The organism is Lentzea indica, assembly GCF_012184385.1.
In the GTDB taxonomy this organism is placed as follows: domain Bacteria; phylum Actinomycetota; class Actinomycetes; order Mycobacteriales; family Pseudonocardiaceae; genus Lentzea; species Lentzea indica.
Genome location: NZ_VSRL01000006.1, coordinates 40,745 through 62,678 on the forward strand (window position 1 = coordinate 40,745; position 21,934 = coordinate 62,678).

At 68.9% G+C, this 21,934-nt stretch carries 19 protein-coding genes and 2 pseudogenes; 8 read left to right on the forward strand and 13 right to left on the reverse strand.

Annotated features, from left to right (window positions below; translation table 11 throughout):
- Positions 1–12 precede the first annotated feature (12 nt).
- Both FXN61_RS03045 and FXN61_RS03050 read left to right on the forward strand, forming a co-directional pair.
- On the forward strand, positions 13–291 hold the full coding sequence (locus tag FXN61_RS03045) for a hypothetical protein (protein ID WP_167969999.1): 279 nt from the start codon (positions 13–15) through the stop codon (positions 289–291).
- On the forward strand, positions 288–773 hold the full coding sequence (locus FXN61_RS03050) for a hypothetical protein (protein ID WP_167970001.1): 486 nt from the start codon (positions 288–290) through the stop codon (positions 771–773). Before FXN61_RS03045 ends, FXN61_RS03050 begins: the two co-directional genes overlap by 4 nt.
- Here the strand turns inward: FXN61_RS03050 and FXN61_RS03055 are convergent.
- The 3 genes from FXN61_RS03055 to FXN61_RS03065 are packed head-to-tail and all read right to left on the reverse strand — an operon-like array spanning position 665 to position 3,651.
- Positions 665–2,182, reverse strand: coding sequence for a tripartite tricarboxylate transporter permease (locus FXN61_RS03055; protein WP_167970003.1), 1,518 nt, complete (start codon positions 2,180–2,182; stop codon positions 665–667). The genes FXN61_RS03050 and FXN61_RS03055 overlap by 109 nt on opposite strands.
- Positions 2,183–2,686, reverse strand: coding sequence for a tripartite tricarboxylate transporter TctB family protein (locus FXN61_RS03060; RefSeq protein ID WP_167970005.1), 504 nt, complete (start codon positions 2,684–2,686; stop codon positions 2,183–2,185). It abuts the gene before it with no gap.
- Positions 2,683–3,651 carry a Bug family tripartite tricarboxylate transporter substrate binding protein gene (locus tag FXN61_RS03065; protein ID WP_167970077.1) on the reverse strand — a complete coding sequence of 323 codons (969 nt, stop codon included), beginning with the start codon at positions 3,649–3,651 and terminating at the stop codon, positions 2,683–2,685. Before FXN61_RS03065 ends, FXN61_RS03060 begins: the two co-directional genes overlap by 4 nt.
- A gap of 130 nt (positions 3,652–3,781) precedes the next feature.
- On the opposite strand from FXN61_RS03065, the gene FXN61_RS03070 reads away from it, so the two are divergent.
- Together FXN61_RS03070 and FXN61_RS03075 are read left to right on the forward strand one after the other, a co-directional pair.
- Positions 3,782–5,320 carry a sensor histidine kinase gene (locus tag FXN61_RS03070; RefSeq protein ID WP_167970007.1) on the forward strand — a complete coding sequence of 513 codons (1,539 nt, stop codon included), beginning with the start codon at positions 3,782–3,784 and terminating at the stop codon, positions 5,318–5,320.
- The gene (locus FXN61_RS03075; RefSeq protein ID WP_167970010.1) at positions 5,317–5,988 is read left to right on the forward strand and encodes a response regulator; all 672 of its coding nucleotides are present in this window, start codon (positions 5,317–5,319) and stop codon (positions 5,986–5,988) included. The genes FXN61_RS03070 and FXN61_RS03075 overlap by 4 nt, the downstream gene beginning before the upstream one ends.
- Here FXN61_RS03075 and arfB read toward each other — a convergent pair.
- The 6 genes and pseudogenes from arfB to FXN61_RS03105 form a co-directional block, all read right to left on the reverse strand.
- Positions 5,971–6,399 carry an alternative ribosome rescue aminoacyl-tRNA hydrolase ArfB gene (arfB, locus tag FXN61_RS03080; protein WP_167970012.1) on the reverse strand — a complete coding sequence of 143 codons (429 nt, stop codon included), beginning with the start codon at positions 6,397–6,399 and terminating at the stop codon, positions 5,971–5,973. The genes FXN61_RS03075 and arfB overlap by 18 nt on opposite strands.
- 10 nt (positions 6,400–6,409) lie before the next feature.
- Positions 6,410–7,555 carry a SigE family RNA polymerase sigma factor gene (locus FXN61_RS55055; protein WP_167970014.1) on the reverse strand — a complete coding sequence of 382 codons (1,146 nt, stop codon included), beginning with the start codon at positions 7,553–7,555 and terminating at the stop codon, positions 6,410–6,412.
- Positions 7,556–7,616: 61 nt separating this feature from the next.
- Positions 7,617–8,678: a phosphoribosylformylglycinamidine cyclo-ligase gene (gene purM / locus FXN61_RS03090; protein ID WP_167970016.1), complete on the reverse strand. Its 1,062-nt coding sequence runs from the start codon at positions 8,676–8,678 to the stop codon at positions 7,617–7,619.
- A 47-nt stretch (positions 8,679–8,725) separates the two neighbouring features.
- Positions 8,726–10,230, reverse strand: a pseudogene (gene purF / locus FXN61_RS03095) (amidophosphoribosyltransferase).
- A gap of 216 nt (positions 10,231–10,446) precedes the next feature.
- Complete coding sequence (locus FXN61_RS03100; RefSeq protein ID WP_167970018.1) at positions 10,447–10,785, reverse strand: putative periplasmic lipoprotein; 339 nt, start codon at positions 10,783–10,785, stop codon at positions 10,447–10,449.
- Positions 10,785–11,531, reverse strand: coding sequence for a maleylpyruvate isomerase N-terminal domain-containing protein (locus tag FXN61_RS03105; protein WP_188134611.1), 747 nt, complete (start codon positions 11,529–11,531; stop codon positions 10,785–10,787). Before FXN61_RS03105 ends, FXN61_RS03100 begins: the two co-directional genes overlap by 1 nt.
- 83 nt (positions 11,532–11,614) lie before the next feature.
- Here FXN61_RS03105 and FXN61_RS03110 point away from each other — a divergent pair, with 83 nt between their 5' ends.
- Together FXN61_RS03110 and FXN61_RS03115 are read left to right on the forward strand one after the other, a co-directional pair.
- Positions 11,615–11,950, forward strand: a complete 336-nt coding sequence (locus tag FXN61_RS03110) for a DUF2563 family protein (RefSeq protein WP_312877514.1) — start codon at positions 11,615–11,617, stop codon at positions 11,948–11,950.
- Complete coding sequence (locus FXN61_RS03115) at positions 11,947–13,980, forward strand: alpha/beta hydrolase (protein WP_167970020.1); 2,034 nt, start codon at positions 11,947–11,949, stop codon at positions 13,978–13,980. The genes FXN61_RS03110 and FXN61_RS03115 overlap by 4 nt, the downstream gene beginning before the upstream one ends.
- On the opposite strand, the pseudogene FXN61_RS03120 reads toward FXN61_RS03115, so the two are convergent.
- Positions 13,977–14,323: pseudogene (locus FXN61_RS03120) on the reverse strand (sterol carrier family protein). The gene FXN61_RS03115 and the pseudogene FXN61_RS03120 sit on opposite strands and share 4 nt — an antisense overlap.
- An 89-nt stretch (positions 14,324–14,412) precedes the next feature.
- Between FXN61_RS03120 and FXN61_RS03125 the strand changes: the two are divergent.
- Together FXN61_RS03125 and FXN61_RS03130 are read left to right on the forward strand one after the other, a co-directional pair.
- Positions 14,413–15,939 (forward strand): FtsK/SpoIIIE domain-containing protein, encoded by a 1,527-nt coding sequence (locus FXN61_RS03125; protein ID WP_167970021.1) that lies wholly within the window; start codon positions 14,413–14,415, stop codon positions 15,937–15,939.
- The gene (locus FXN61_RS03130; protein WP_167970023.1) at positions 15,936–18,191 is read left to right on the forward strand and encodes an FtsK/SpoIIIE domain-containing protein; all 2,256 of its coding nucleotides are present in this window, start codon (positions 15,936–15,938) and stop codon (positions 18,189–18,191) included. The genes FXN61_RS03125 and FXN61_RS03130 overlap by 4 nt, the downstream gene beginning before the upstream one ends.
- On the opposite strand, the gene FXN61_RS03135 is transcribed toward FXN61_RS03130, so the two are convergent.
- The 3 genes from FXN61_RS03135 to FXN61_RS03145 are packed head-to-tail and all read right to left on the reverse strand — an operon-like array spanning position 18,186 to position 21,922.
- Entirely contained in the window at positions 18,186–19,829 is a 1,644-nt protein-coding gene (locus tag FXN61_RS03135; RefSeq protein ID WP_167970024.1) for a glycosyl hydrolase family 28-related protein, read from the reverse strand. The genes FXN61_RS03130 and FXN61_RS03135 overlap by 6 nt on opposite strands.
- Positions 19,830–19,885: 56 nt before the next feature.
- Complete coding sequence (locus tag FXN61_RS03140; protein ID WP_167970025.1) at positions 19,886–20,692, reverse strand: ESX secretion-associated protein EspG; 807 nt, start codon at positions 20,690–20,692, stop codon at positions 19,886–19,888.
- 42 nt (positions 20,693–20,734) lie between these two features.
- The gene (locus FXN61_RS03145; RefSeq protein ID WP_167970026.1) at positions 20,735–21,922 is read right to left on the reverse strand and encodes a PPE domain-containing protein; all 1,188 of its coding nucleotides are present in this window, start codon (positions 21,920–21,922) and stop codon (positions 20,735–20,737) included.
- Between the last annotated feature and the right edge of the window lie 12 nt (positions 21,923–21,934).

A 21,934-nucleotide genomic window follows, 5' to 3' on the forward strand; every position in this document is an offset into this window, starting at 1 on the left:
TCAGGAGTTCGCATGACCACCCCCTACAGCGGGGCACCGCACTCACGCAGGCGCTGTTCCGCTTCCGCCACCAGCACCGTCCTGCTGGTCGTGACGGCGTTCGCCTTCACCGGCTGGATGCTCACCCAGGGCCACTCACCCGTCGTCGCCGTGTCGACCGCGAGTGCCGTGATGGCGGTGACCATCACGCTGAGCAGGAGCCGCCTGATCAGCATCCGGCCGTTCAGCGCCAGGTTCGGCGTGCTGCCGCCGTCCGACCCGCCGGTGATCTGGCAGGACAGCGAGCGATGACCCAGCCCCACGGTGATCCGCTCGAACGCCTGAATCCGGAGTCCGCACCGCCGTTGATCACGACGTCACCCGCCGAGCTGCGGGCCACGACCGCGACCGAGTTCATCGCGCTGTTGCGGACGATCCACCTGCGGTCCGGGCTGACCCTGCCGGAGATCTCCCGCCGGGCGGGCCGGGTGCTGCCGCGCAGCCAGGTCTACTCGCTGCTCAAGCGCGGCAAGCTGCCGACGAAGCCCGAGCAGGTGCGGGCGTTCGTGAAGATCTGCGGACTGCCTGAGTCGCACGTGGCCCGCGTGATGGAGCTGTGGGTGACGTTGCGCGGCACGGAGGACGAGAAAGCCCCCGCCGGGAGAGCGGGGGCTTTCTCATGCGATCAGGCGTCGACCTTCTCGCGTTCCACCGCCGGAGCGGCAGGAGGGGTTGGCTTGGGCAGAAGGCGTTTGATCAGCGGGAAGAACACGATCACCAGCACGACGACGTAGACGATGATCGCCATCGGGCTGTTGACCAGGCCGATCAACGAGCCGTCTGAGAGCTGCAACGAGCGGCGCATCTGCTGTTCCGCGGCCGGGCCGAGGATCACGCCGATGATCGCGGGCAGCACCGGCAGGCCGTAGCGGCGCATCCCGAAGCCCAGCAGGCCGATCACGAACATCAGCATCAGGTCGAAGACGTCCGCGTTCACCGCGTAGGCACCGACCGAGGCGAAGAACAGGATGCCCGCGTAGAGGTACGGCCGCGGGATGCGCAGCAGCTTCGCCCACAGCGGTGCCAACGGCAGGTTGAGCACCAGCAGCAACGTCAGGCCGATGAACAACGACGCGATCAACGCCCAGACCAGGCCGGATTCCCGCTGGAACAGCAGCGGACCCGGCTGGATGCCGTACGTCTGGAACGCCGCGAGCATCACCGCGGCGGTCGCCGTCGTCGGCAGGCCCAGCGTCAGCATCGTGACCAGCGTGCCGGCGGCGGACGCGGACGCCGTGGACTCCGGACCCGCGACACCCTCGATCGCGCCCTTGCCGAACTCGTCCTTGTGCTTGGAGAGCCGCTTCTCCGTCACGTACGACAGGAACGTCGGGATCTCCGCGCCACCGGCGGGGATCGCGCCGAACGGGAAGCCGATCACCGGGCCGCGCAGCCACGGCTTCCAGGTGCGCTTCAGGTCCCCGCGCGACAGCCACGGACGACCGACCGGGATCGGTTCGAACGGCTTGCGGCGCAGGTGGGCCGCGACCCACAGCGCCTCGCCGACCGCGAACAACGCCACCGCGACCACGACGACGTCGATGCCGTCTGCCAGGTGCAGCGAGCCGAACGTCAGGCGCTGCTGGCCGGTCATCTCGTCGAGGCCGACCAGACCCAGCGTCAGGCCGATGAGCAACGAAGCCACGCCGCGGATTCGCGAGGCACCCAGCACCGAGGTCACGGCGATGAACGCCAGCACCATGATCGCGAACAGGTCCGGCGCGCCGATGTCGATGGCGTGCTTGGCCACGAACGGAGCCAGCAGGACGATCAGGATCGTGCCGATGATGCCGCCGGTGAAGTGGCCGATGGCAGCGGCGGCAAGCGCTTGCGACCCACGTCCCTTGCGGGCCATGGGATTGCCTTCGAACGCTGTGACGACAGCCGCGCTCTCACCCGGTGTGTTCAGCAGGATCGACGTGGTCGAGCCGCCGAACATGCCGCCGTAGTAGATGCCGGCGAACATGATGAACGCGCCGGTGGGCTCCATGCCGTAGGTGACGGGCAGCAGCAGCGCCACCGCCATCGCCGGACCGATGCCCGGCAGGACGCCGATCGCGGTGCCGAGCAGCACGCCGATCGCGGCGAACAACAGGTGTGTCGGCGTCAGCGCGGTCGCGAAGCCGTCGAGCAGTTGTTCCACCTAGAACACCTCCATCAACGGGCCACCGGGGAGCGGGACGCCGAGCAGGTTGTTGAACACCACGAACGTCAGGATCGACAGGCCGGCCGCGATCAACGGGTCGCGGACGTAGGCCCTGCTGCCGAGCGCGTAAGCCGCGCCCCAGAACAGGATCGCGCCGGAGATCGGGAACCCGACCACGCCGATCAGCGCGGCGTTCGCGAGGAAGGCACCGCACAGCAGGAGAACCGTGCGCCAGTCGGCGGGTGCGGACAGGTCGACGTCCTCGCCGCCCTCCGCCTCACCACGGCCGCCGCGCAACACGTCACGGGCCAGCATCACGGCGACGACCAGCAGCAGTGAGCCGACCAGGACCGGCACCGCCTTCGGGCCGACAGGGCCGCGCTGGGCGAAGTCCGTGGGGATGCGCAGCGCGTCGGTCAGCACCAGCACGCCGAGCACGACCAGCAGGGCGCAGATGCCCAGCTCAGAGCGTTCTCGCAACCACGCTTTCGTCGCTGTCATGCCAGCCCCAAGTCCTTGAGCACCGTTGCCACCCGCTTGTTCTCGTTTTCCAGGAAGGTCCTGAACTGGTCTCCCGGTGCGAAGGCGTCCGTCCAGCCGTTGCGCTGCAACGCTTCCGCCCACTGCGGCGTCTTCTGGAGCCGCGCGAACAGGTCGACCAGTTTGTCGCGGTCGGTCTGCGTGATGCCCGGCGGCGCGACGATGCCGCGCCAGTTGGTGAACTCGACGTCCACACCGGCCTGCTTGAGCGTCGGCGCGTCGATGCCCTGGATGCGGTCCTTGCTCGTCACCGCGAGCACCCGCAACGTGCCGGCCTGGATCTGGTCGCGGTACTCGCCGACACCGGAGACACCGAACGCGACCTTGCCGCCGAGCACCGAGGCCAGCAGCTCGCCACCGCCGTCGAACGGGATGTAGTTGACGCTCTTCGGCTGCAGTCCCACGGCCTTGGCGATCAGCATCGGCGCCAGGTGGTCAGGTCCGCCCGGTGCCGAACCGCCGCCGACGGTCACGGTGCCGGGGTTGGCCTTCCACGCGTCAACGAGTTGTTGCATCGACGTGTACGGCGAGTCCTTCGCGACCACGACGATGTCCGGTTCCTCGATCAGCTTCGCGATCGGGGTGGTGTCGAGCAGCGAGTTCGGCGACTTGTTCGTGTACACCGCGCCCACGACGCCCAGGCCCATCGACATGATCAGCTTTCCGTTGCCGCGCTCACCGACCGTGCGCCCGAGCCCGACCGTGCCGCCGGCGCCGGGGAGGTTGAACACCTCGGCGTTGCGCAGCAGGTCAGCGTCCTCCATGGCCTTGGCCGCCGTGCGAGCGGTGATGTCGTACCCACCGCCTGGCGAGTTCGGCACCAGCACGCGCAGCGCCCGCACCTGGCTGCCCTCGCCGCTGTCCGCACCCGGCGTCAGCAGCGGTGGCACCAGCAGGACGGCGAGCAACGCCGTCGCCACCGCCACCCACACCTTCACCGACACTGTGATCCCCGCCTCTCATCCGCGTGGTTGGACATGTTGCTCTGGTGTAAACCTTGATGTCGCTCTTGCGCTTCTAAGGTTTCTTTCGGTCTTTCTGGTCACGGGAGGTTTCATGCGCCGCCGCCGTTCCCTGGCCAGCCAACTTCTCGCGTGGCAACTCGTAGTCGTCACCTTGCTACTGTGCGCGGTCGGCGCGCTGACAGTCGTCCAGACGGGCAGCAACTTTCGCTCCAACGAGGAACGCCGGATGCTGTCGGTCGCGGAGACGGTGGCCGCGAACTCGCTGGTCCAGGAGGAGATGGGCAACTGGCGCCTGCTGTCCGCGCCAGCGGAGACGGCACGCAGCCTGTCCGGTGCCTCCTACGTGCTGATCCTCAACGACCGCAGGCTCGTGATCGCCTCGCCGGACCCGTCCCAGATCGGGTCCACTCTGGACACCAGGACCACCTCGCTGGAGGGCAGGTCCTGGACGGGCACGGTCGGCGACTCGATCGAGGCGCACGTGCCGGTGTTCGACCCGGTCAGCCGCCGCGTCAACGGGATGGTGATCGCGGGCGCGGAGAACCCGGGGATCTTCGCCGGTGCGCTGGCCCAGCCCGTCGACGTGCTGCGCTACCTGGCGATCGCCCTGCTCATCGGCGTCACCGGGTCGTTGCTGCTGGCCCGCCGCGTGAAGAACCAGACGCTCGGGCTGGAGCCGCACGAGATCACCGCGCTGGTCGAGAACCGCGAGGCGTTGCTGCACGGCATCAGGGAGGGCGTCGTCGGCCTCGACGGGCAGAACCGGATCACGCTGGTCAACGACCACGCGAGCGACCTGCTGGCGTTGCCGGAGGACGCGGTCGGCCGCTCGGTCGAGGAGCTGGAGCTCAACGACCGGTTGCGGGACGTGCTGACCGGCCGCGCGACCGGCGTCGACCAGCTGGTGCTGCGGCAGGGCGTCGTGCTGACGTTGAACCGCATGCCGATCGAGGGCGGCGCCGGAGCGGTCGTGACGTTGCGAGATCGGACTGAACTCCTTGCGCTGCAACACGAACTCGACGCGTCGCAGCACGCGACGGACACGTTGCGGGCCCAGGCGCACGAGTTCGCGAACCGGCTGCACACGATCGCCGGGCTGATCGCGCTGAAGGAGTACGACGAGGTCACCAACTACATTCACCAGATCAGCTCGGCGCAGGACCAGTGGCGGGCCGAGGTCAGCTCGTCGATCGGCGACCCCGCCGTGGCCGCGTTGCTGATCGCCAAGGCGTCGCTGGCGGCCGAACGCGGCACGGAGCTGCGGATGGGACCCGACAGCGTGCTGGGACGCGTTGACGAAGCTCTGTCGGCGGATTTGGTGATGGTGCTGGGAAATCTCGTCGACAACGCGTTGGATGCACTGAGCTCGCTCAGCGGCAACGGAGCCGGTAGGTGGATCGAGGTGGGTGTGATGCAGTTGGACGACGAGGTCCAGGTCGTGGTGCGCGACTCCGGTCCCGGTGTGGCGCCGGAACTCGCGGAAGAGGTGTTCCGGCACGGGTTCACGACCAAGGCCGCATCGCACGGTGAACGCGGCATCGGGCTCGCCTTGATCAGGCGGGCGTGCCTGCGGCGCGGAGGTTCGGTGAGCGTGTCGGGTTCGGTCTTCACCGCAAGGCTGCCCTGGTGATCCGCGTGCTCGTCGTCGACGACGACTTCATGGTGGCCAAGGTGCACAGCGGATATGTCGCGCGCACAGAGGGTTTCGAGGTCGTCGGGGTCGCGCACACGGGCGGAGACGCGTTGCGGCTCGTGGCTTCGCTCAAGCCGGACCTGGTGCTGCTCGACATCTACCTGCCCGACCAGAGCGGGATCGAAGTGCTGAAGTCGTTGCGCGCCAACGAGGACGTGGACGTCATCGTGATCACTGCTGCGACCGACGTCGAGACGGTGCGCAGTGCGATGCGCGGTGGCGTGCTGCACTACCTGATCAAGCCGTTCGACTACTCCGCACTGCGTGACCAGCTCGCGCACTTCGCGTCGTTGCGGGAGAAGCTGCACCGGCTCGGGTCGGCGGGGCAGGCGGACGTGGATCAGGTGTTCGGCGCGAGGCCGACCTCAAAACCGTTGCTGCCCAAGGGTTTGACGCCGGAGACAGCGCGGCTCGTGGAGAACGCGCTGCGGTCACGTCCGGAAGGGCTGTCGGCGTCGGAGTGCGCGTCGTCGACGGGCGTCGCACGGGTGAGTGCGCGACGGTACCTGGAGCACTTCGTTTCTACGGGACGGGCCGAGGTGCGGTTGCGTTATGGCGGAACCGGTCGGCCGGAACGGATCTACGCGCTAGTCCCAGGAGCCTGAGCGACCGCGGCCGCGCTTGGTGTCCGCGCGGCGCTTCTTGGACGCGATGCGGCGTTCCTGCGAGCCCTTCGTGGGCTTGGTCGGCCTGCGCATCGGAGGAGGCGGGGCGGCGGCCGCGCGGAGGATCGCGGCGAGGCGTTCCCGTGCGGCGGCGCGGTTCTGCAGCTGTGCGCGGTGCTCGGACGCGGCGATCGTGAGCACGCCCTCGACCAGCCTGCCCTCCAGGCGGTCGAGCATCCGGCGCTTGAGGTGCTCGGGGATCGACGGCGAGGCAGCCAGGTCGAACGAAAGCTCCACGCGGCTGTCCGCCGTGTTCACTCCCTGCCCGCCCGGCCCACCTGACCTGGAAAAACGTTCGCGCAGCTCGGACGCCGGCACCACCAGCGTCCTCGTCACGGTCACGTCGTTCATGCCTCAAAGGCTAATAGGTCAGCCCCGGCAAAGTCGCGATCTTTATCAGCGTCTCGCGGTCGAGCACCGGCGTCGGCCGGGTCTTCGGGCCATCCAGTTTCGGCATGCCGACCACGTTGGTGCGGAACTCTCCCACGTTGACGCTGCTGACCTTGACGTACGTACCGTCTGGTCGAAGCGCCTCCACTTGGTAGATGTGGACGCTGTCCTGCCTGCCCGCGATGCTGGACCGGATCTTGATGCCGTCGACCTCGCGAAGCTCGCACGGCGCGACCTCGGGCTCAAAGCACGTGCTGAGGTCTTCGCCGGCGTTGCCGCGGTGGAGCTCGATCGTCACCGCACCGGTGCCCTGGGCGTCCTTCAGCAGTGCCACGGCACGACGGCTGTATCCGAGGTCGAAGAACTGCAGCGCACCCGCCGGGACTCCCTGGGCGCCCTGCGTGGTGACTCCGGCAGGGATCACGTTGGCGTCGCGCAGGATCGCGGTGAGCTGGTCGTTGCGGTCGACGACCACTTCCCCGGAAGTCGAGGTCGCCCCGGACAACTGCCGCGGCAGTGCCAGATGTCCGACCGTGCCCAGTCCCGCCATCACCACGAAGGCCATCGCCGTCGCGATGGTCGCCCGCCTGCGGGCGAGCTTCGTCTTGCCATTGCGGATGACCTCGGAGCGGTAGATCCGCAGCTCCGGCTCGTCCTCCAGCAGGTCACGCAACGCGGCGAGGCCCTTGGCGGCCTGACTCTTCACCGTGCCCTCCGTCCTGCCGAGGATGCGGGCGGTCTCCGTGATGCTCAGGTCCTCCCAGTACCGCAGCACGACGACGGCGCGTTGCCCCGGCGGCAGGGCGTCGAGCGCCAGCCGCAGGTCGAAGTCCGCCGAGTCGTCGGTCACCGGGTGTTCGGGCACGGCGTCAACGGACCGTTCACGCTGGAAGAACCCGCGGCGACCCTCGTCGATGGCGGTGCGCACCAGCACTTTGCGCGCGTAGGCGTCGACGCTGTCCTTGCGCACCCGCGCCCAGGCCACGTAGAGCTTGATCAACGCGGTCTGGACGATGTCCTCGGCACGATGCCAGTCGCCGCACAGCAGAAACGCCGTGCGGCGCATGACGAGAGCGCGTGCGTCGACGAACTCCCCGAACTCGCGGTCGCGGTCCAAGTGCCCCCTCCTCGGTCGTCGCTTAGTACGCGACGACGACCGGGGGAGGTTGCCTCAGATTTCAGAAACGGGGGTGGTCACCGACGAGCGCGGCGCCGCCCGTCTCGGACTTGGTGATCTCGCCGAGCACCCACGCCGGGACGTGGCGGGCGGTGAGCACGGCCAGCGCGCGGTCGACGTCCTCCGGTGCGACGACGGCGACCATGCCGACGCCCATGTTGAACGCCTTCTCCATCTCGTCGCGTTCGACGCGGCCGCGCTGGGCGATGAGCTGGAAGACCGGCGCGGGCGTCCAGGTGCCGCGGTCGAGCTTGGCGTGCAGGCCCTCCGGCAGGACGCGGGCCAGGTTCGCGGCCAGGCCACCACCGGTGACGTGCGAGAACCCGCGAACCTCGGTCTCGGCGATCAGCGCGAGACAGTCCTTGGCGTAGATCTTGGTCGGCTCCAGCAGCTCCTCGCCGAGGGTGCGGCCGAACTCCTCGACGTGGCCCTCGAGCGGCATGCGCGCGATCTCCAGCAGCACGTGCCTCGCGAGCGAGTAACCGTTGGAGTGCAGGCCGGACGAGCCCATCGCGATCACGACGTCGCCGTCGCGGACCCTGTCCGGGCCGAGCAGCTTGGACTGCTCGACCACGCCGACACCGGTGCCGGAGATGTCGTAGTCGTCGTCGCCCATCAGGCCGGGGTGCTCGGCCGTCTCGCCGCCGAGCAGCGCGCAACCGGCCTGGACACAGCCCTCGGCGATGCCCTTGACGAGCGCCGCGATCTTGTCGGGGACGACCTTGCCGACCGCGATGTAGTCCTGCACGAACAGCGGCTCCGCACCGCACACGACCAGGTCGTCCACGATCATGGCGACCAGGTCGATGCCGACCGTGTCGTGCTTGTCGAGCGCCTGCGCCACCGCGATCTTGGTTCCGACACCGTCCGTGGACGACGCGAGGATCGGCTCCTTCCAGCGGTCGAGCTTGAGCTGGAACAGGCCGGCGAAGCCACCGATCCCGCCGAGCACCTCAGGACGATGCGCCTTGGCCGCCCACGGCTTGAGCTTCTCCACCGCCTCGTCACCTGCGGCGATACTGACTCCGGCGGCGGCGTAGGTGGCCTTGGCGCTGTCGGTCACGTCAACTTCTTCCACTTGGTTCTTCAAGCTCAGGGACGTACCCAAGACTAAGGACGTCGGAGCGCGTCCTCGGCACCATATCCGTTCGCCAGAACGGGAGCGGCCGAGCCCGACACGCCCTTGAGGCCCTCGAGCAGGTGTTTGCCGATGAGCGCGTCCGGCGGCAGTTCGATCGGGTACTCGCCGTCGAAGCACGCAGAGCACAGCCGAGTCTTGGGCTGCTCGGTGGCCGCGACGAGCTGCTCGAGCGACACGTACCCCAGCGAGTCGGCGCCGACCGAACGACGGATGCCGTCGTCGTCCAGTCCGTTCGCGATGAGCTCCGCGCGCGAGGCGAAGTCGATGCCGTAGAAGCACGGCCACTTCACCGGCGGCGACGCGATCCGCACGTGCACCTCGAGCGCACCGGCCTCGCGCAGCATGCGCACGAGCGCGCGCTGGGTGTTGCCGCGCACGATCGAGTCGTCGACGACGACCAGCCGCTTGCCGCGGATGACGTCGCGCAACGGGTTGAGCTTCAGCCGGATGCCGAGCTGGCGGATGGTCTGCGACGGCTGGATGAACGTCCGGCCGACGTAGGCGTTCTTGACCAGGCCCGACCCGTACGGGATGCCGCTGGCCTGCGCGTACCCGATCGCGGCCGGCGTGCCGGACTCCGGCACGGGGATCACCAGGTCGGCCTCGACCGGGTGTTCCTTGGCGAGCCGGCGGCCGATCTCGACGCGGGTGGCGTGCACGCCACGCCCGGAGATCGTGGTGTCCGGTCGCGCCAGGTAGACGTACTCGAAGATGCAGCCCTTGGGCTCGGGGGTCGCGAAGCGGCTCGACCGCAGCCCGTCGCGTCGATGGCGATCAGCTCACCCGGCTCGACCTCGCGCACGAAGCTCGCGCCCACGATGTCCAGCGCCGCGGTCTCGCTCGCCACGACCCAGCCGCGCTCCAACCGGCCGAGCACCAGCGGCCTGACACCGTGCGGGTCACGCGCCGCGTAGAGCGTGGACTCGTCGGAGAACGTCAGGCAGTAGGCGCCCTTGACCGTGGGCAGGAGCTCCAGCGCGGCCTGCTCGATGCCCTTGTCGGCCGCCGCGTGCGCGAGCAGACCGCAGAGGATGTCCGAGTCGGTGGTGGCGCCGTTGCGCTCGACGATGCCGAGCGCCTTGGCCTTCTCCAGCAGCTCGGCGGTGTTCACCAGGTTGCCGTTGTGGCCGAGGCTCAGGCCCGATCCTGCGGCCGTGGTCCGGAACGTCGGCTGCGCGTTCTCCCAGGTCGTGGACCCGGTGGTGGAGTAACGGCAATGCCCGACGGCCACGTGGCCCTTCAAGCTCTGGAGCACCTGCTCGTCGAAGACCTGGCTGACGAGCCCCAGGTCCTTGAAGACGACGACCTGCGCCCCGTCCCCGACCGAGATGCCCGCCGCCTCCTGGCCGCGGTGCTGCAGGGCGTAGAGCCCGTAGTAGGTCAGCTTCGAGACGTCCTCACCGGGAGCCCAGACGCCGAAGACGCCGCACTCCTCACGGGGTTCCTGTTCGGGCTGGGACGGGTCGGCGACCACCGAGTTGGCTCCCTCACGACGGGGCTGGCTACTTCCCGAGTGTAAGTGGAGCAAGGGGCCAACCACCCCCTCCGAACCCCTGGTGAGGTGACGAAACTCATGCCTTCCGGCACTGAAACACCTCGGTGGTGATCGAGTTGGTCTGAAGTGCCCCGATCGTGCGCTGTTTCGCCATCGATTGCGGCAATGTCCACGAGGCGCAAGCGATCTTGCGCATCAAGCCTTCTTGCACCCGCTCAGCTCGGTCTCGATCATGTTGGTCTGGATGCCGGCCGGCTGGTGCTGCTTCGCGGTGCAGATGACCTCGTCGCCGACCTTGACCTCGCCCTCGATTTCCTTCAACTCGACCCCAGTGCCGCTGAAGTTCACGTTGTCCGGTGCGTCCTTGGGCATCGAACCGACCAGGTGGAGCGACGCTGTCTTTTCCACGGGGTCGCCTGGAAGGGTCTGCTGGTCGTAGATCTTGGTGACCTTGAGCCGCACCTCGCCCTGCCAGTCGGAGGCACAACCGGCCAGCACGAGGCAGCCGAGCAGGGCAGCAGCGATCTTGCGCATCAGTGGCCCTTTCCAACCTGGAGCACCTGCAGCAGCTGGGGGTCACCGGACGCGGTGTTGATCGTCATCCGGTTCCACAGCCAGTAATAGAGCAACTCGGCCTCGCCGCTGACGGAGGCGTCGCCCTCCTCGCCGGGTGCCGCCGCGCGCACCTCGGGCACCTCACCAGGACTGAAGGCGACGTGCCACGACTCGGGCACATCGGCCGGCCGCACCACGGCAACGCCCGAGGCTGTGTTGGGCACGTCACTGTCGAGCTTCGCGGCGACGATCGTGGTGAGCACCTCGTCGATGCCGTCGGCCGCGAGATCGGCGCTGGTCGGGACGAGCTGGCGCAGCGTCGCCTGCACGTCGAAGCGGCGCAACGTCATCTCGTGCGCGATCCGCCGGTGCCACACCCACGCCAGGTCCGGAGCAGCAGGCGAGAACGTCCACACAGGCCGGTTGCCAGGAACGGCGGGCAGGATCTCGTTCGCCGCGGTGAGCTGGAGATCGAGGTACTCCAGCGGGGTCAGGCTGCCGGGCACGGGCGGCGGGCCGAGCTGAACGCGGCTCCCGGTGCGCAGGTAGCCGGTGGCGGTCTCCAGGAACCGGGCGACATGCACCACGAGGTCCTGCAACGTCCAGCCCACACGGGTCGACACGTCCGTGGCGAGGTCGGCGTCGCCGACCGCCTTGCGGAACATGTCGGCCTGCTCCGCGAACACCTCGGTCCAGCGCTGCGCCGTCCATCCTGTCTGCACCATGCGCGACATCGTGCCCGAAACGGATCACACATGCGGGTGGAACCGTCCATGATGTGACTGCGTCGCAGGATCAAGGACCAACTGTGGGGGTGGCGATGTTCGGCGTTGAGCCCGAGCTGCTGCGCAACGCGTCCAAGGAGTTCGGCAACGGCTCCGACGCGGTGCGCGAGGCGGCGGAGATGATCTCGATGCTCAAGCTCGACGCCGGTGCGCTCGGCGAGGTCGACGCGGCCGCCGAGTTCGCCGACGCGCTGTCGAAGTTCGTCGGCACGCACGCGCAAGACCTCCAGCGTGGTTCCGCGTGGATCACCGACGCGGCTGAGGGCCTGGTGTCGAACGCCGACGCCTACCAGCGCACGGAGGACGATCACGCGGCGGCGCTGACGAAGCTCATGCAGGGACTTGGGGGCGGCAAGTGAGCTACACCGACCCGGAGAGCCTGTACGGCAAGCTCGCGGCGGGCGACGCCGGTCGGATCGCCGCGGCCGCAGACCCGATCACCGGCGCGATCAGCGCGGTCGGCAGGGCAGGCGAGTCGGTCGCCAATGGCGGCAAGACCGCGGTCAGCAACTGGACCGGCGCAACGGCGACGAAGTTCACTGCACGTGCCGAACTCTCCGCCACCGCCGCCAAGGCCGCCGGTGAACGGCTCGGTGCGGGTGCCGAGATCGTCCAGGCCGCGTCCAAGGCCTATGGCCAGATGCGCACCGCCGCCGACCAGGCGATCAGCGTGTGGCGCAGCCGTCCGCCTGGCCTGGACGAAGAGCAGACCCGCACACTCGCCAACCAGGTCAACGACTCGCTCGGCAAGGTCAAGTCCGGCTACGAGAACGTGCTCCGGTCCTACGCGGGCGCACTCACCAAGATCCCGCCCGGCTTCGAGGAGTCCGCGCGCACCGACTGCGGCTGGGGCCGCGCCGCACAGGGTGGAGCCACCGGACCGCAGGTGCCGGGGCCCAACACCGACCCGAAGGCCGTTGCCGAGTGGTGGAAGTCGCTGACGCCCGAACAGCAGCAGGCGTTGCTGCGCGACCGGTTCCAGGAGCTGGGCAAGCTGCGCGGACTGCCGTCGGACGTGCTCGACAAGGCCAACCGGGCCCGCATCAAGGACGACCTCGGCAAGGCGAACGCCACGATCGACCAGTCCACGAAGGCGATCAACGAGCGGGCCGCACAGCTCGGGCTGGACCCGAACAACGAAGCCCAACTGCGCAACAGCAACGACCCCGAGCTGGCGAAGCTGCTGGACGAGCGGCTGGCCGCCACGAACGTCAAGGAGAACTGCGAGAAGGCCGGCAACAGCCTGAAAAAGGCCGACCAGGAGTCACAAGCGAAGTTCGGCGAGCCCTCCCGCGTGATGGCGTGGGACCCGACCGGACCGCGTGGGGACGCGCAGATCGCCCTTGCGTTCGGAAACCCGGACACCGCGAAGAACCTCGCGGTGTGCGTACCGGGCACCGGGTCGGACGTGGGCGCTTTCAGCTATGGCCAGGCGATCAACCTCCGCGAGGAAATGGGCGGTGGCAAGGACAACGCCACCATCCAGTGGCTGGGCTACGACGCGCCCGGCTGGTCCCCCGGCGAGGTCGACAACCCCGCGCAGGCTCGTGAGGGCGGCCAGAACCTGGTGAAGGACGTCGACGGCTACCGCGCCGCCGGACCCGAGGGCCAGCACCTGACCGTGATCGGCCACAGCTACGGCAGTGCCACCGTCGGCCACGCCGGCATGAACGGCCTGAAGGCGGACGACATCGCGTTCGTCGGGTCGCCTGGCGTCGGCGCGTCGAACGTCAACCAGCTCTCCGCCGGACCTGGCCACGTCTACGTCGGTGGCACCGAGCACGACCCGGTCGTGCAGGGCACCAGCTCGAACTGGTTCACCGAGGACGGCTCGTCCACCGGCCCGTACGACAAGGAGTTCGGCGGCACGCACTTCGGCACCACCGAGTCGAAGGGCATCAAGGAAGCGCACTCCGCCTACTACGACGAGAACAGCGAGTCGCTGGACAACCTCGGCAAGATCGCGACCGGTCGCGGCAGCGAGGTCAGCAGCGACCCGTGGTACGACCGCCCGACCTCGCCGAACCTGCCCGGCTCCGACCTTCCCGTGGTCGGCCCGGTGCTCGACTGGGGCAGCGGCGTCGTCAAGGAGGGCGTCGACATGGCGGGCGACGTCTACGAGGGCGGCAAGCAGGTGGCCGGCGACATCGGCCGTGGCGACTGGGGCGCGGCCGGCGGGCACGCCTGGGACACGGCCAAGGAGGTCGGTAGCGACGCACTCGACGCCACCGTCGACACCGTCGGCAAGACCGCCGAGCTGGGGCGCGACGTGTACGAGGGCGGCAAGGCCGTCGTCGAGGGCGGAGTCGAGATGGCCAAGGACGCGGGCGGGGCGATCGCGGACGGCGCGAAGTCGGCCTACGACAACACGATCGGCCGGATCTTCTAGAACTTCACGACCGGCAGCAGGTGTGAGAGGTCGGCTCGGGTCCCGGAGGCGGTGACCCGAGCACCGTCCAGGGCGTCGGCCCAGGCGAGGCCGCCGGTGGCGAGTTCCAGCCACGTGCGGGGTCGGTCTCCACGACGTTCGGGGGCGTGCCGCGGGTGTGGCGCGGGCCCTCGACGCACTGCACCGCGGCGAACGGGGGAACGCGCACCTCCACGCTGCGGCCGGGCGCGACCTGTTCCAGGGTGCGCAGGCTCAGGCGGACGGCGGCGGCCAGCACGGGGCGTTCTGGCTGGTCAGCCTCGCCTCGCAGCCAGGGGAGGACGGCCTGCACCGCGGCTCGCATCTCGGCGGGGTCGACGGCTTTGGCTGGCACGTGGCTCACATTAGCGAAGGGGCAGCGGCGCTCCTGGCGCTGTTGGTATATCTGGGGCGGTGATCAGGAACTTCGCCGTGGTCGGTCCAGGGCAGGCGACCAGGGAGCGGCTGACGGCGGCTCTCGCGGCCGCGCCCGACATGGCCGTCTACCGGATCGGGCGGGGTGCTGACCCGTTGCCCGTCTCGGCCACCTTCGACCCCGCGGACCAGCCGGGCTGCCGGAGCCTGCTGGACTGGTTCGAGCGCGGTGCGCCGTCCGGTGCGGTGTTGCTGGTCGACGACTGGGCGTTGTGCTTCGAGCAGGATCCTGAGCTTGACAGGACCGTCGAGTGGATCGCGGCGTTCGGGCCCTCGCGTGGTGTGCAGGTCGTTGTCACGGCGCGGAAGTGGGCGGATCTGCCTGACCGGCTGCGGCGGCACTTCCACGGCGAGCCGACGGACTTCCTCGGGCTGCACGGCATCGAGGCCGATCTGGGCGACATGTGGCAACGGGACGACCTGAAGGCGGCCGTCGGCGTCGACGAGCGCGGCTGGCCGGTCGACGTCCAGGTGGAGATCGGTGGCGCCGTGCACCGCGGCACGCCGGAACAGCTGCAGAGTTCGTTGCTGGGCCTCATGGCCACGCACTCGGCCGACTACCTGCAGTACCTCTTCATCGACGGCAGCGGCAGCGGTGTCTTCGACCCGCTGGCCTTCGCGTCCCAGGTCACGCACACGCTGACGCCGGCAGCGGACGACGCGACCGTCCTGCGGCTGCTGGATGCGCTGGCAGGCGAGCTTGGCAGACGGCAGGAGATCGTCCACAACGCCGGCAAGTTCAGGAACCTCGCCGACTACCGCGAGGCCGTCCGCAACGGCGCCCCTCTCGATCCGATCGCCGACCTGATGATCTGCGTGGACGGCGCGGAAGCGTTGTTCAGCAGGGAGCCGCTGTTCGGCCAGCATCTGCTGACCGCGATGCGCGCGGGACGTGTGCTGGGCATGCACGTCCTGTACTCGGGAGGCATTCCGCAAACCCCTTACGAGTTGCCGGAATGGCCGCTCGCCACGCCGACCTACGACCTGGCCGAGATGCTGGAGCTCCTCCCGCACGCCACCGGCGGCGGAGTCGCGCACGAGATCATGCTTCCGCCGCTCGGCCACGACGGCACACTGCTGACGCTGGACATGCTCCCGCCCGGCGCGCTCGGTGTCGTCGACAAGCCCTACGAACACCGCAGGGATCTCCTGGTCCCGGACTTCACGACCGAACTGCGTCACGGCGCCATCGTCGGCGCGCCCGGCACCGGCAAGTCCACGACCCTGCGCACGCTGGCCACCGTCCTCGGCGATCTCAGCGCGTACCAGCTGCTCGACGGACCGGGCGAACCCCTTGACCCGCAACGGCACATCGTCGTCACCGCACGCACGTGGGATCAGGTGCCGCCGTTCATCAGGGACAGCCTGGCGTTCGGGATCGAGCTGCGCTTGGACGACCCGAACACCTCGCTGATCAACGCCCGCAGCGCGTCGCACGTGCCGCACCTGCCCGGCATCGGGCTTTCCGTGCGCGACAAGACCGCTGTCCAGATCGCACTCCCGTGAACCAGCAGATCTACCGCATCGGACGAGGTGCGCCGACCGGCCAGGTCGCCGTGTCGTTCGACCCCGGCGATCACCGCCGCTGCCAGAACCTGCTGGCGTGGTTCGAACGCGGCGGCGAGCCCGGCGCGACGCTGCTGATCGACGACTGGAAGCTGTGCGTGGAAAGCGATCCCGGACTGGCGAGTTCGGTCAGGTGGATCGCCACGACGGCACGCGACGTCCAGGTGATCATCACCGCCGGCGTGCCGAACGATGTGCCGGAGCACCTGCGATCGTTGGTACGACTGGACTTCCTGGCCCTGCACGGCCTGAGCGCCTTCACCAAGGCCGACGCATGGAAGGGCGAGTGGCGGCAGGTTCCGATCGGTGCCGGCGACACGGGCGGTCCTGTCGTCGTCGAGCTCACCCACTTCCCCGACGGGCGGTATCAAGCAGGTTCGCATCTTCACGCGACCACACCGGAAACCTTCCGCAGTCTGATGCTGGGACTGATGACCACCCACTCGCCCAAGATGTTCCAGGCGGTGTTCATCGACGCGCACGACACGGACACGTTCGCCGGACTCGACGCGGCACCACACGTGCACACGCACTATCGAGACGTGGCAACAGATCCCGCGCTGATCAAGCAGGTCACCGAGATGCTGCTGGCAGAGTCGGAACGCCGCCTCGAACTCGTCGGCAACACCTGGACGATCTTCCACCACCGCGGCGTCGACCAGGTCCTCCCGCAGCTCCTGATCTGCGTCAACGGTTTCCACGAGATCCTCGCCGCGGAACCGGGCTTCGCCACCACCATGGCGGCCATCGCTCAGGACGTCGGCAAGTCCGGGATGCAGCTGCTGCTCGACAGCCCGCACGACGTCGCACCGCACAAGGTCCCCGACTGCACCGTGCCTGCGAACCTCGACGACATGGCGAGGTCGTTGCCACAGCTGATGCACCAGGCCGAACCGGTACCCGGATTCTTCGAACTGCACGGAGTTCCGGACGGTTTCGACCGGCAGCAAACGTGGCGGATACGTCCGGTCCACGACCAGTACCGGGTCGTTCTCGGCACGGACGAGCACGGCCAGCCGATCGAGATCGACATCAAGTCGAGCAGCCTGCAGGACGGAATGGGCCCGCACGGCGAGGTGGTCGCGCCGATCGGCCGCCGTGCCGAGTTCCTGCGCGCGATGCTGCTCAGCCAGATGCTGTGGCACTCACCGGACGACCTCCGGCTCGTCCTCATCGACTTCCACGGCACGGGCGTGTTCGCGGGGCTCGACAAAGCACCGCATGTGCACGGGTACTACCGCGACCTGGAACCCGCGATCGCCGACCGGATCGTCGAAGCGTTGAAGGGCGAGCAGGAACGCCGCACCACCGTGCTCGCGGCCGGCCACTACAGGACGACCTGGGACTACCGCACGGCGCGCTACGACGGCGCCCCGCTCGACCCGCTGCCGGAAGTGCTCGTCTGCATCGACGGCGTGCAAGGCCTGCTCGAAGCGCATCCGGAGTTCGCCGACGTTCTGGTCACGTTCGGGCGGTCGGGACGCAGCTACGGCCAGCACCTCCTGCTGTCCGATGCCACGTCGGCCGACGACGTGAAGGACCTCAACACCTTCATCTCGTACCACTTCGAACTCGCAGGAGAAGGCTGGACCCGGCGCATCAGCAGATCGGTGGAAAATCTCGCTCTCCCACCAGATCTCGACGAGGTGGTGCGGTCACTGCCGCACGCGATGCAGAAGGTCGAACCCCTTCACGACCACCTGTTGCCGCCGCCGCTGCACGAGTGGTCCGCACTGACGCTCGACCAGTTCGGCGCCGTCTCGACGGAACACCCGGTGATGCCGATCGGCCTGCGCGACTGCCCGTTCGAGCACCGCGTCGAGGTGTTCTGCGCCGACTTCTCGCAGGGCGGGCACGGTGCGATCGTCGGCAAACCGGGCTCCGGCCGCACCACGGCGATGCGGACCTTGACGGAGTCGATCATCAGAACCTTCGGCTCCACCACCGGTTTCCACCTGGAGGACGGCCCGCTCTACGGCCGCCCCGACGCGCAGCACGTCGTCGTCACCGCGTCGACGTGGGCCGAGGTGCCGCAGTTCATCAGGGACAACCTGGCGTGGGGTGTCGAACTGAAGCTCGCGGACCCGTCCTGGTCGATCGTGGACGAACGCCGGCAGGCGAACCTCCCCGACCGACCGGGTACGGGCCTCTGCGTGCACCTCAAACAGCAGGTGCGGATCGCCACCTCATGAGCGGCGCAGCTTCCGTTGCGCGTCGTAGAGGTTGCGAGGGGTGACGTCGGTCGTGCCGTAGAGCTCCAGCCGGGAGTTCAACGCACCGGCGAAGTCCGGCTTGTCGATCTGGCCGAAGTCGCGAACCTCGGAAATGGCAACGGTGGCGCTGCACGGAGCCACCTGGTCGATTCGGACGTTGCCGGCACGTTGGTTCGTGACCGTGACGTTCCAGTGCGCGAAGCGGGCGCCGTACAACGGGCCCGCGTTGGCACTGCCGCCGTGGGCACCGACGTTGTTGATGGTGATCTCGGTGCGGACGTTGGCGAACGGCAGGCCGCGGTGGGTGTCGAAGACGTCGTGGTCCATGCGGCCGCGGGTCCAGACGTTGCCGCACGACAAGCCTTCGACGTTCAGCCCGTGGTTGCCCGCGCCCGCCTGCGAGGGTTCGGACGGGGCCTCGATCACGAAGCCGTCGGTCAGGTTGTCGTGGGACTGCTCGCGCGTCGCGTACGCGTGGTGGTGACCACGGCCGGAGACACGGGTGTTAAGCAAGGAGACTCCCTTGGAGGACACCAGGAGGAAGCCGTTGTCGACGTCCTGGACGTGCACGTCGTCTGCCCAGCAGTCCCAGGCGCACTGGAACGCGAGGCCGTTGTAGCCCTTGTCCTGCAGGTGTTTCGGGGTGGGCACCTTGAACATCTCGATCTTGATGCCCTCGACGCCCGCGCCGGTGACGACCGGGGCCATCGTGGTCAGGCGCGGCTTCCACTCCGGGCGGATCTCCAGCGGCAACGGCTGCGCGAGCTTCACCCTGTTGCCGCGCACCCACTCCACGCGCACCGGCCACAGGAACGGGAAGTACGACAGGAGCTTGTCCTTGTCGTCCCACCTGTACGTGGCCGTGCCGGGAACGTCGCCGCACATGTGCTTCGGCAGCGAGTAGTTGTCGTCGTCAAGCCGCAGCAGCACCCGCTGGCCGACTCGCAACCTCCGTCCATTCTCGACGGTGATGACGAACGAACCACGTGCCGCAGAGCCGGAAACCGCCGTCAGCGTCTCACCGGCCTCCAGCTCGTTGCCGGTCCAGCCCTCGAAAGGCCACTTGCGAGCCTTGATCGCGTCGACCAACGGCCGGTAGCGGTCGCGGTGGCACACCCACACCAGGCCGCCGGACCAGCTCCACGCCGAGTTCTCCGAGCCGTAGCGGCTGCGGTTGATGCCGACGATCTCCTCCAGCGAACGGGTCGCGTAGAAGGTCGTCTTCGCGCTGCCTGCGCCGCGCAGCACCACGTTGTCGTAACCGATGCGGACGATGTCGTCGATCCGGTAGCGGCCTGGAGGCACGAACACCGTGCCACCGCCCAGCTTGCCGACGAACTCGATCGCCTTGTTGATCGCGACGGAAGCGTCGGCGGAACCGTCCCGGCGTGCGCCGAAGAACAGCACGTTCGCCAGAACGGGCCGGCGGGCAGGTCGCTCGCCCGTCCGGTAACCGGCGTAGGCGACGTTCGGAATCTGCGGGTGGTTGTAGGGGTTCGCCACGAACTCCTGCCACAGCGATGCGGAGGACGCTGCCGAGGCAGTCCCCGCCATCGCCGGCGTTCCGAGCAGCGCGACCCCTGTAGCCAGCAGGAATCGCCGTCTGTCGATGTTCATTTCGCCGTCTCCAAGGGGTCTTGGCCACGGCGGCGGTGGTCAGATCAAACCAGACATCAGCCGCCCGCGGAACGAACCGCTTCGGAGATCAGCTCGTCCACCTGGTGCATCATGCGGCGGGCGTCGGTCGGCGTGAACGTGCTCCACGGCGGCTGACCGTTCGAGGCACGGCGTTGCTGCAGGTAGCGGCCTTCTTCAGTGTCGAAGAACGCGACCACTCGCTCGGGACGCCAGCGTTTGCCGTACTTGTCGCGGGCCGCTGCACCGAAGTTCCCGGTGTGCACGAGCCCGGTGAACATCTTCACCAGCGCCTTGGCGTCGTCCTCGCGCAGGCCGATGGTCCTGAACGCGGCCTCCATCGACTTCGGCGAGCCGTCGGTCTGGGAGATCGCCTTCTCGATGTCCTCGCTGGGCAGCGTCACCGAGAGACCCGTGCCGGCGGGGTGTGCGGGCAGCACCGACAGCACCGCGGAGGCGAGCCCCGAGCCCGCCCACGGCTGGAACGTCAGCTGGTTGTCCCGCAACGTCGCCAGCGCGCCCCAGTCGCCGTTCGCGACGGCGAGAACGCGCAGGCTGTGGCCGATCCAGAGGCGGCCGTCCGCCTCCCGCTCCGGCTTGACGAACATGCGCAGCAGTCCGTCCAGTTCGGACGAAAGCCCACGTGAGTTGCCGAGGCGGCGGTGGTCCAGCTGCTGGTAGACGCGGTTCTCGAGCGCGATGCGCTCGTCACGCGTCTTACCCGGCGAAGGAACCTTGAGCACGAGCGGCATGGGACCGGCGTTCATCCGCTCCCACACCACGTCGAACTCCTCGGCGGAGAGAGTGATCGGCTCCCTCTCCGCCGGGCCGCCGAACAGGCTCACTCGGTGAAGCCGCCGATGACCGGCGGCGCGACCATGCGTTCGTCACCGAACACGTCGTCGGTCTCGACCAGGTAGTCGGCAGCCTTGTGCTCGATGTCGTCCTCGCCCTCGCCCTTCTGGCCGTGCGCGCCACCGGCACCAGCGCCGGCACCCGCCGCACCACCCTTGCCACCCGCACCGGAGCCCATGGCACCGCCGCGCATCGCGTCGGGGCCGGCACCCATTCCGGGCATGCCGCCGGGCTTCATCGTGCCCTGACTGGACGAGCCGAGCGAGCCGGACATCGGGCCGAACGCCTTGCCACCACCGAGCTGACCACCGCGAACGCCACCGAGCTGACCACCGCGGCCACCACCGGGCACGCCCGTGGTCGGCCGGGTGAACACCGGTCCGCCAGGCGTGGGGCGTCGGGGTGGGCTGAGGCGTCGGCTGCGGGAAGTTCGTCGGCGGCGGCGTCGGAGTGTGACCCGGCGGCGTCGACGGAGGCTGCGCCCACGACGTGTTGGTGGTGTCGCCGGGCGGCGTCCACGTCTGGGACACGGGCGGCTGAGCCGGCGGCGGCGTCCACGACGGCGTGGTCGTGCCGGTGTTGCCGGACGGCGAGTGCACGCCGGTCGAGGTGTAGCCGGCGCGCGAGCTGCCGGTGCCGGTGTCGCCAGGCGGAGGCGTGTCGATCACGACCTGCGGCGGCGTCGGGAACTCACCGAGCGTCGAGCTGTTCCAGCGGCTGTCGGACTGGTAGTCCTCCATGACCTTGACGGCCTGGGCGGCGGCGTTGTCCGCGGCGGCTTCCTGCCGCTCGTGGTCCACCTGCTGGCCCACGACGTGCGCCATGCCGACCGGACCCGTCAGCGCGCCGACGGCGATGTCCATGAAGCCCGGCTTCTCGGTCGTGACCGGGACGACCTCGGGCATCTTCTTGCGCGCGTCGGCGATGTACTCGCCCTGCAGGCGCGCGGAGCTCTCCATCGTGGTCGCGCCCTGCTCGGCGAACCCGGCCCACTCGGCCAGCGGCGACAGCGCGCCCTGAGCGGCGGCGCCGGCGTCGGACTCCCAGTCCGCGCCCATCTTGGCGAGCGACTGGTGCAGGTCGCCGTCGATCTGGGCGAGCGTGGCGGCGATCTGCTTCCAGCTGCGCTCGACCGGGATGGAGGCGCTGACGCCAGGGCCGGAGTTGATCATGTTGTACAGCTCGGGGTGGCCATACCCCTGAAAGCGGTGGTCAGTCATCGGTCAGTCCCC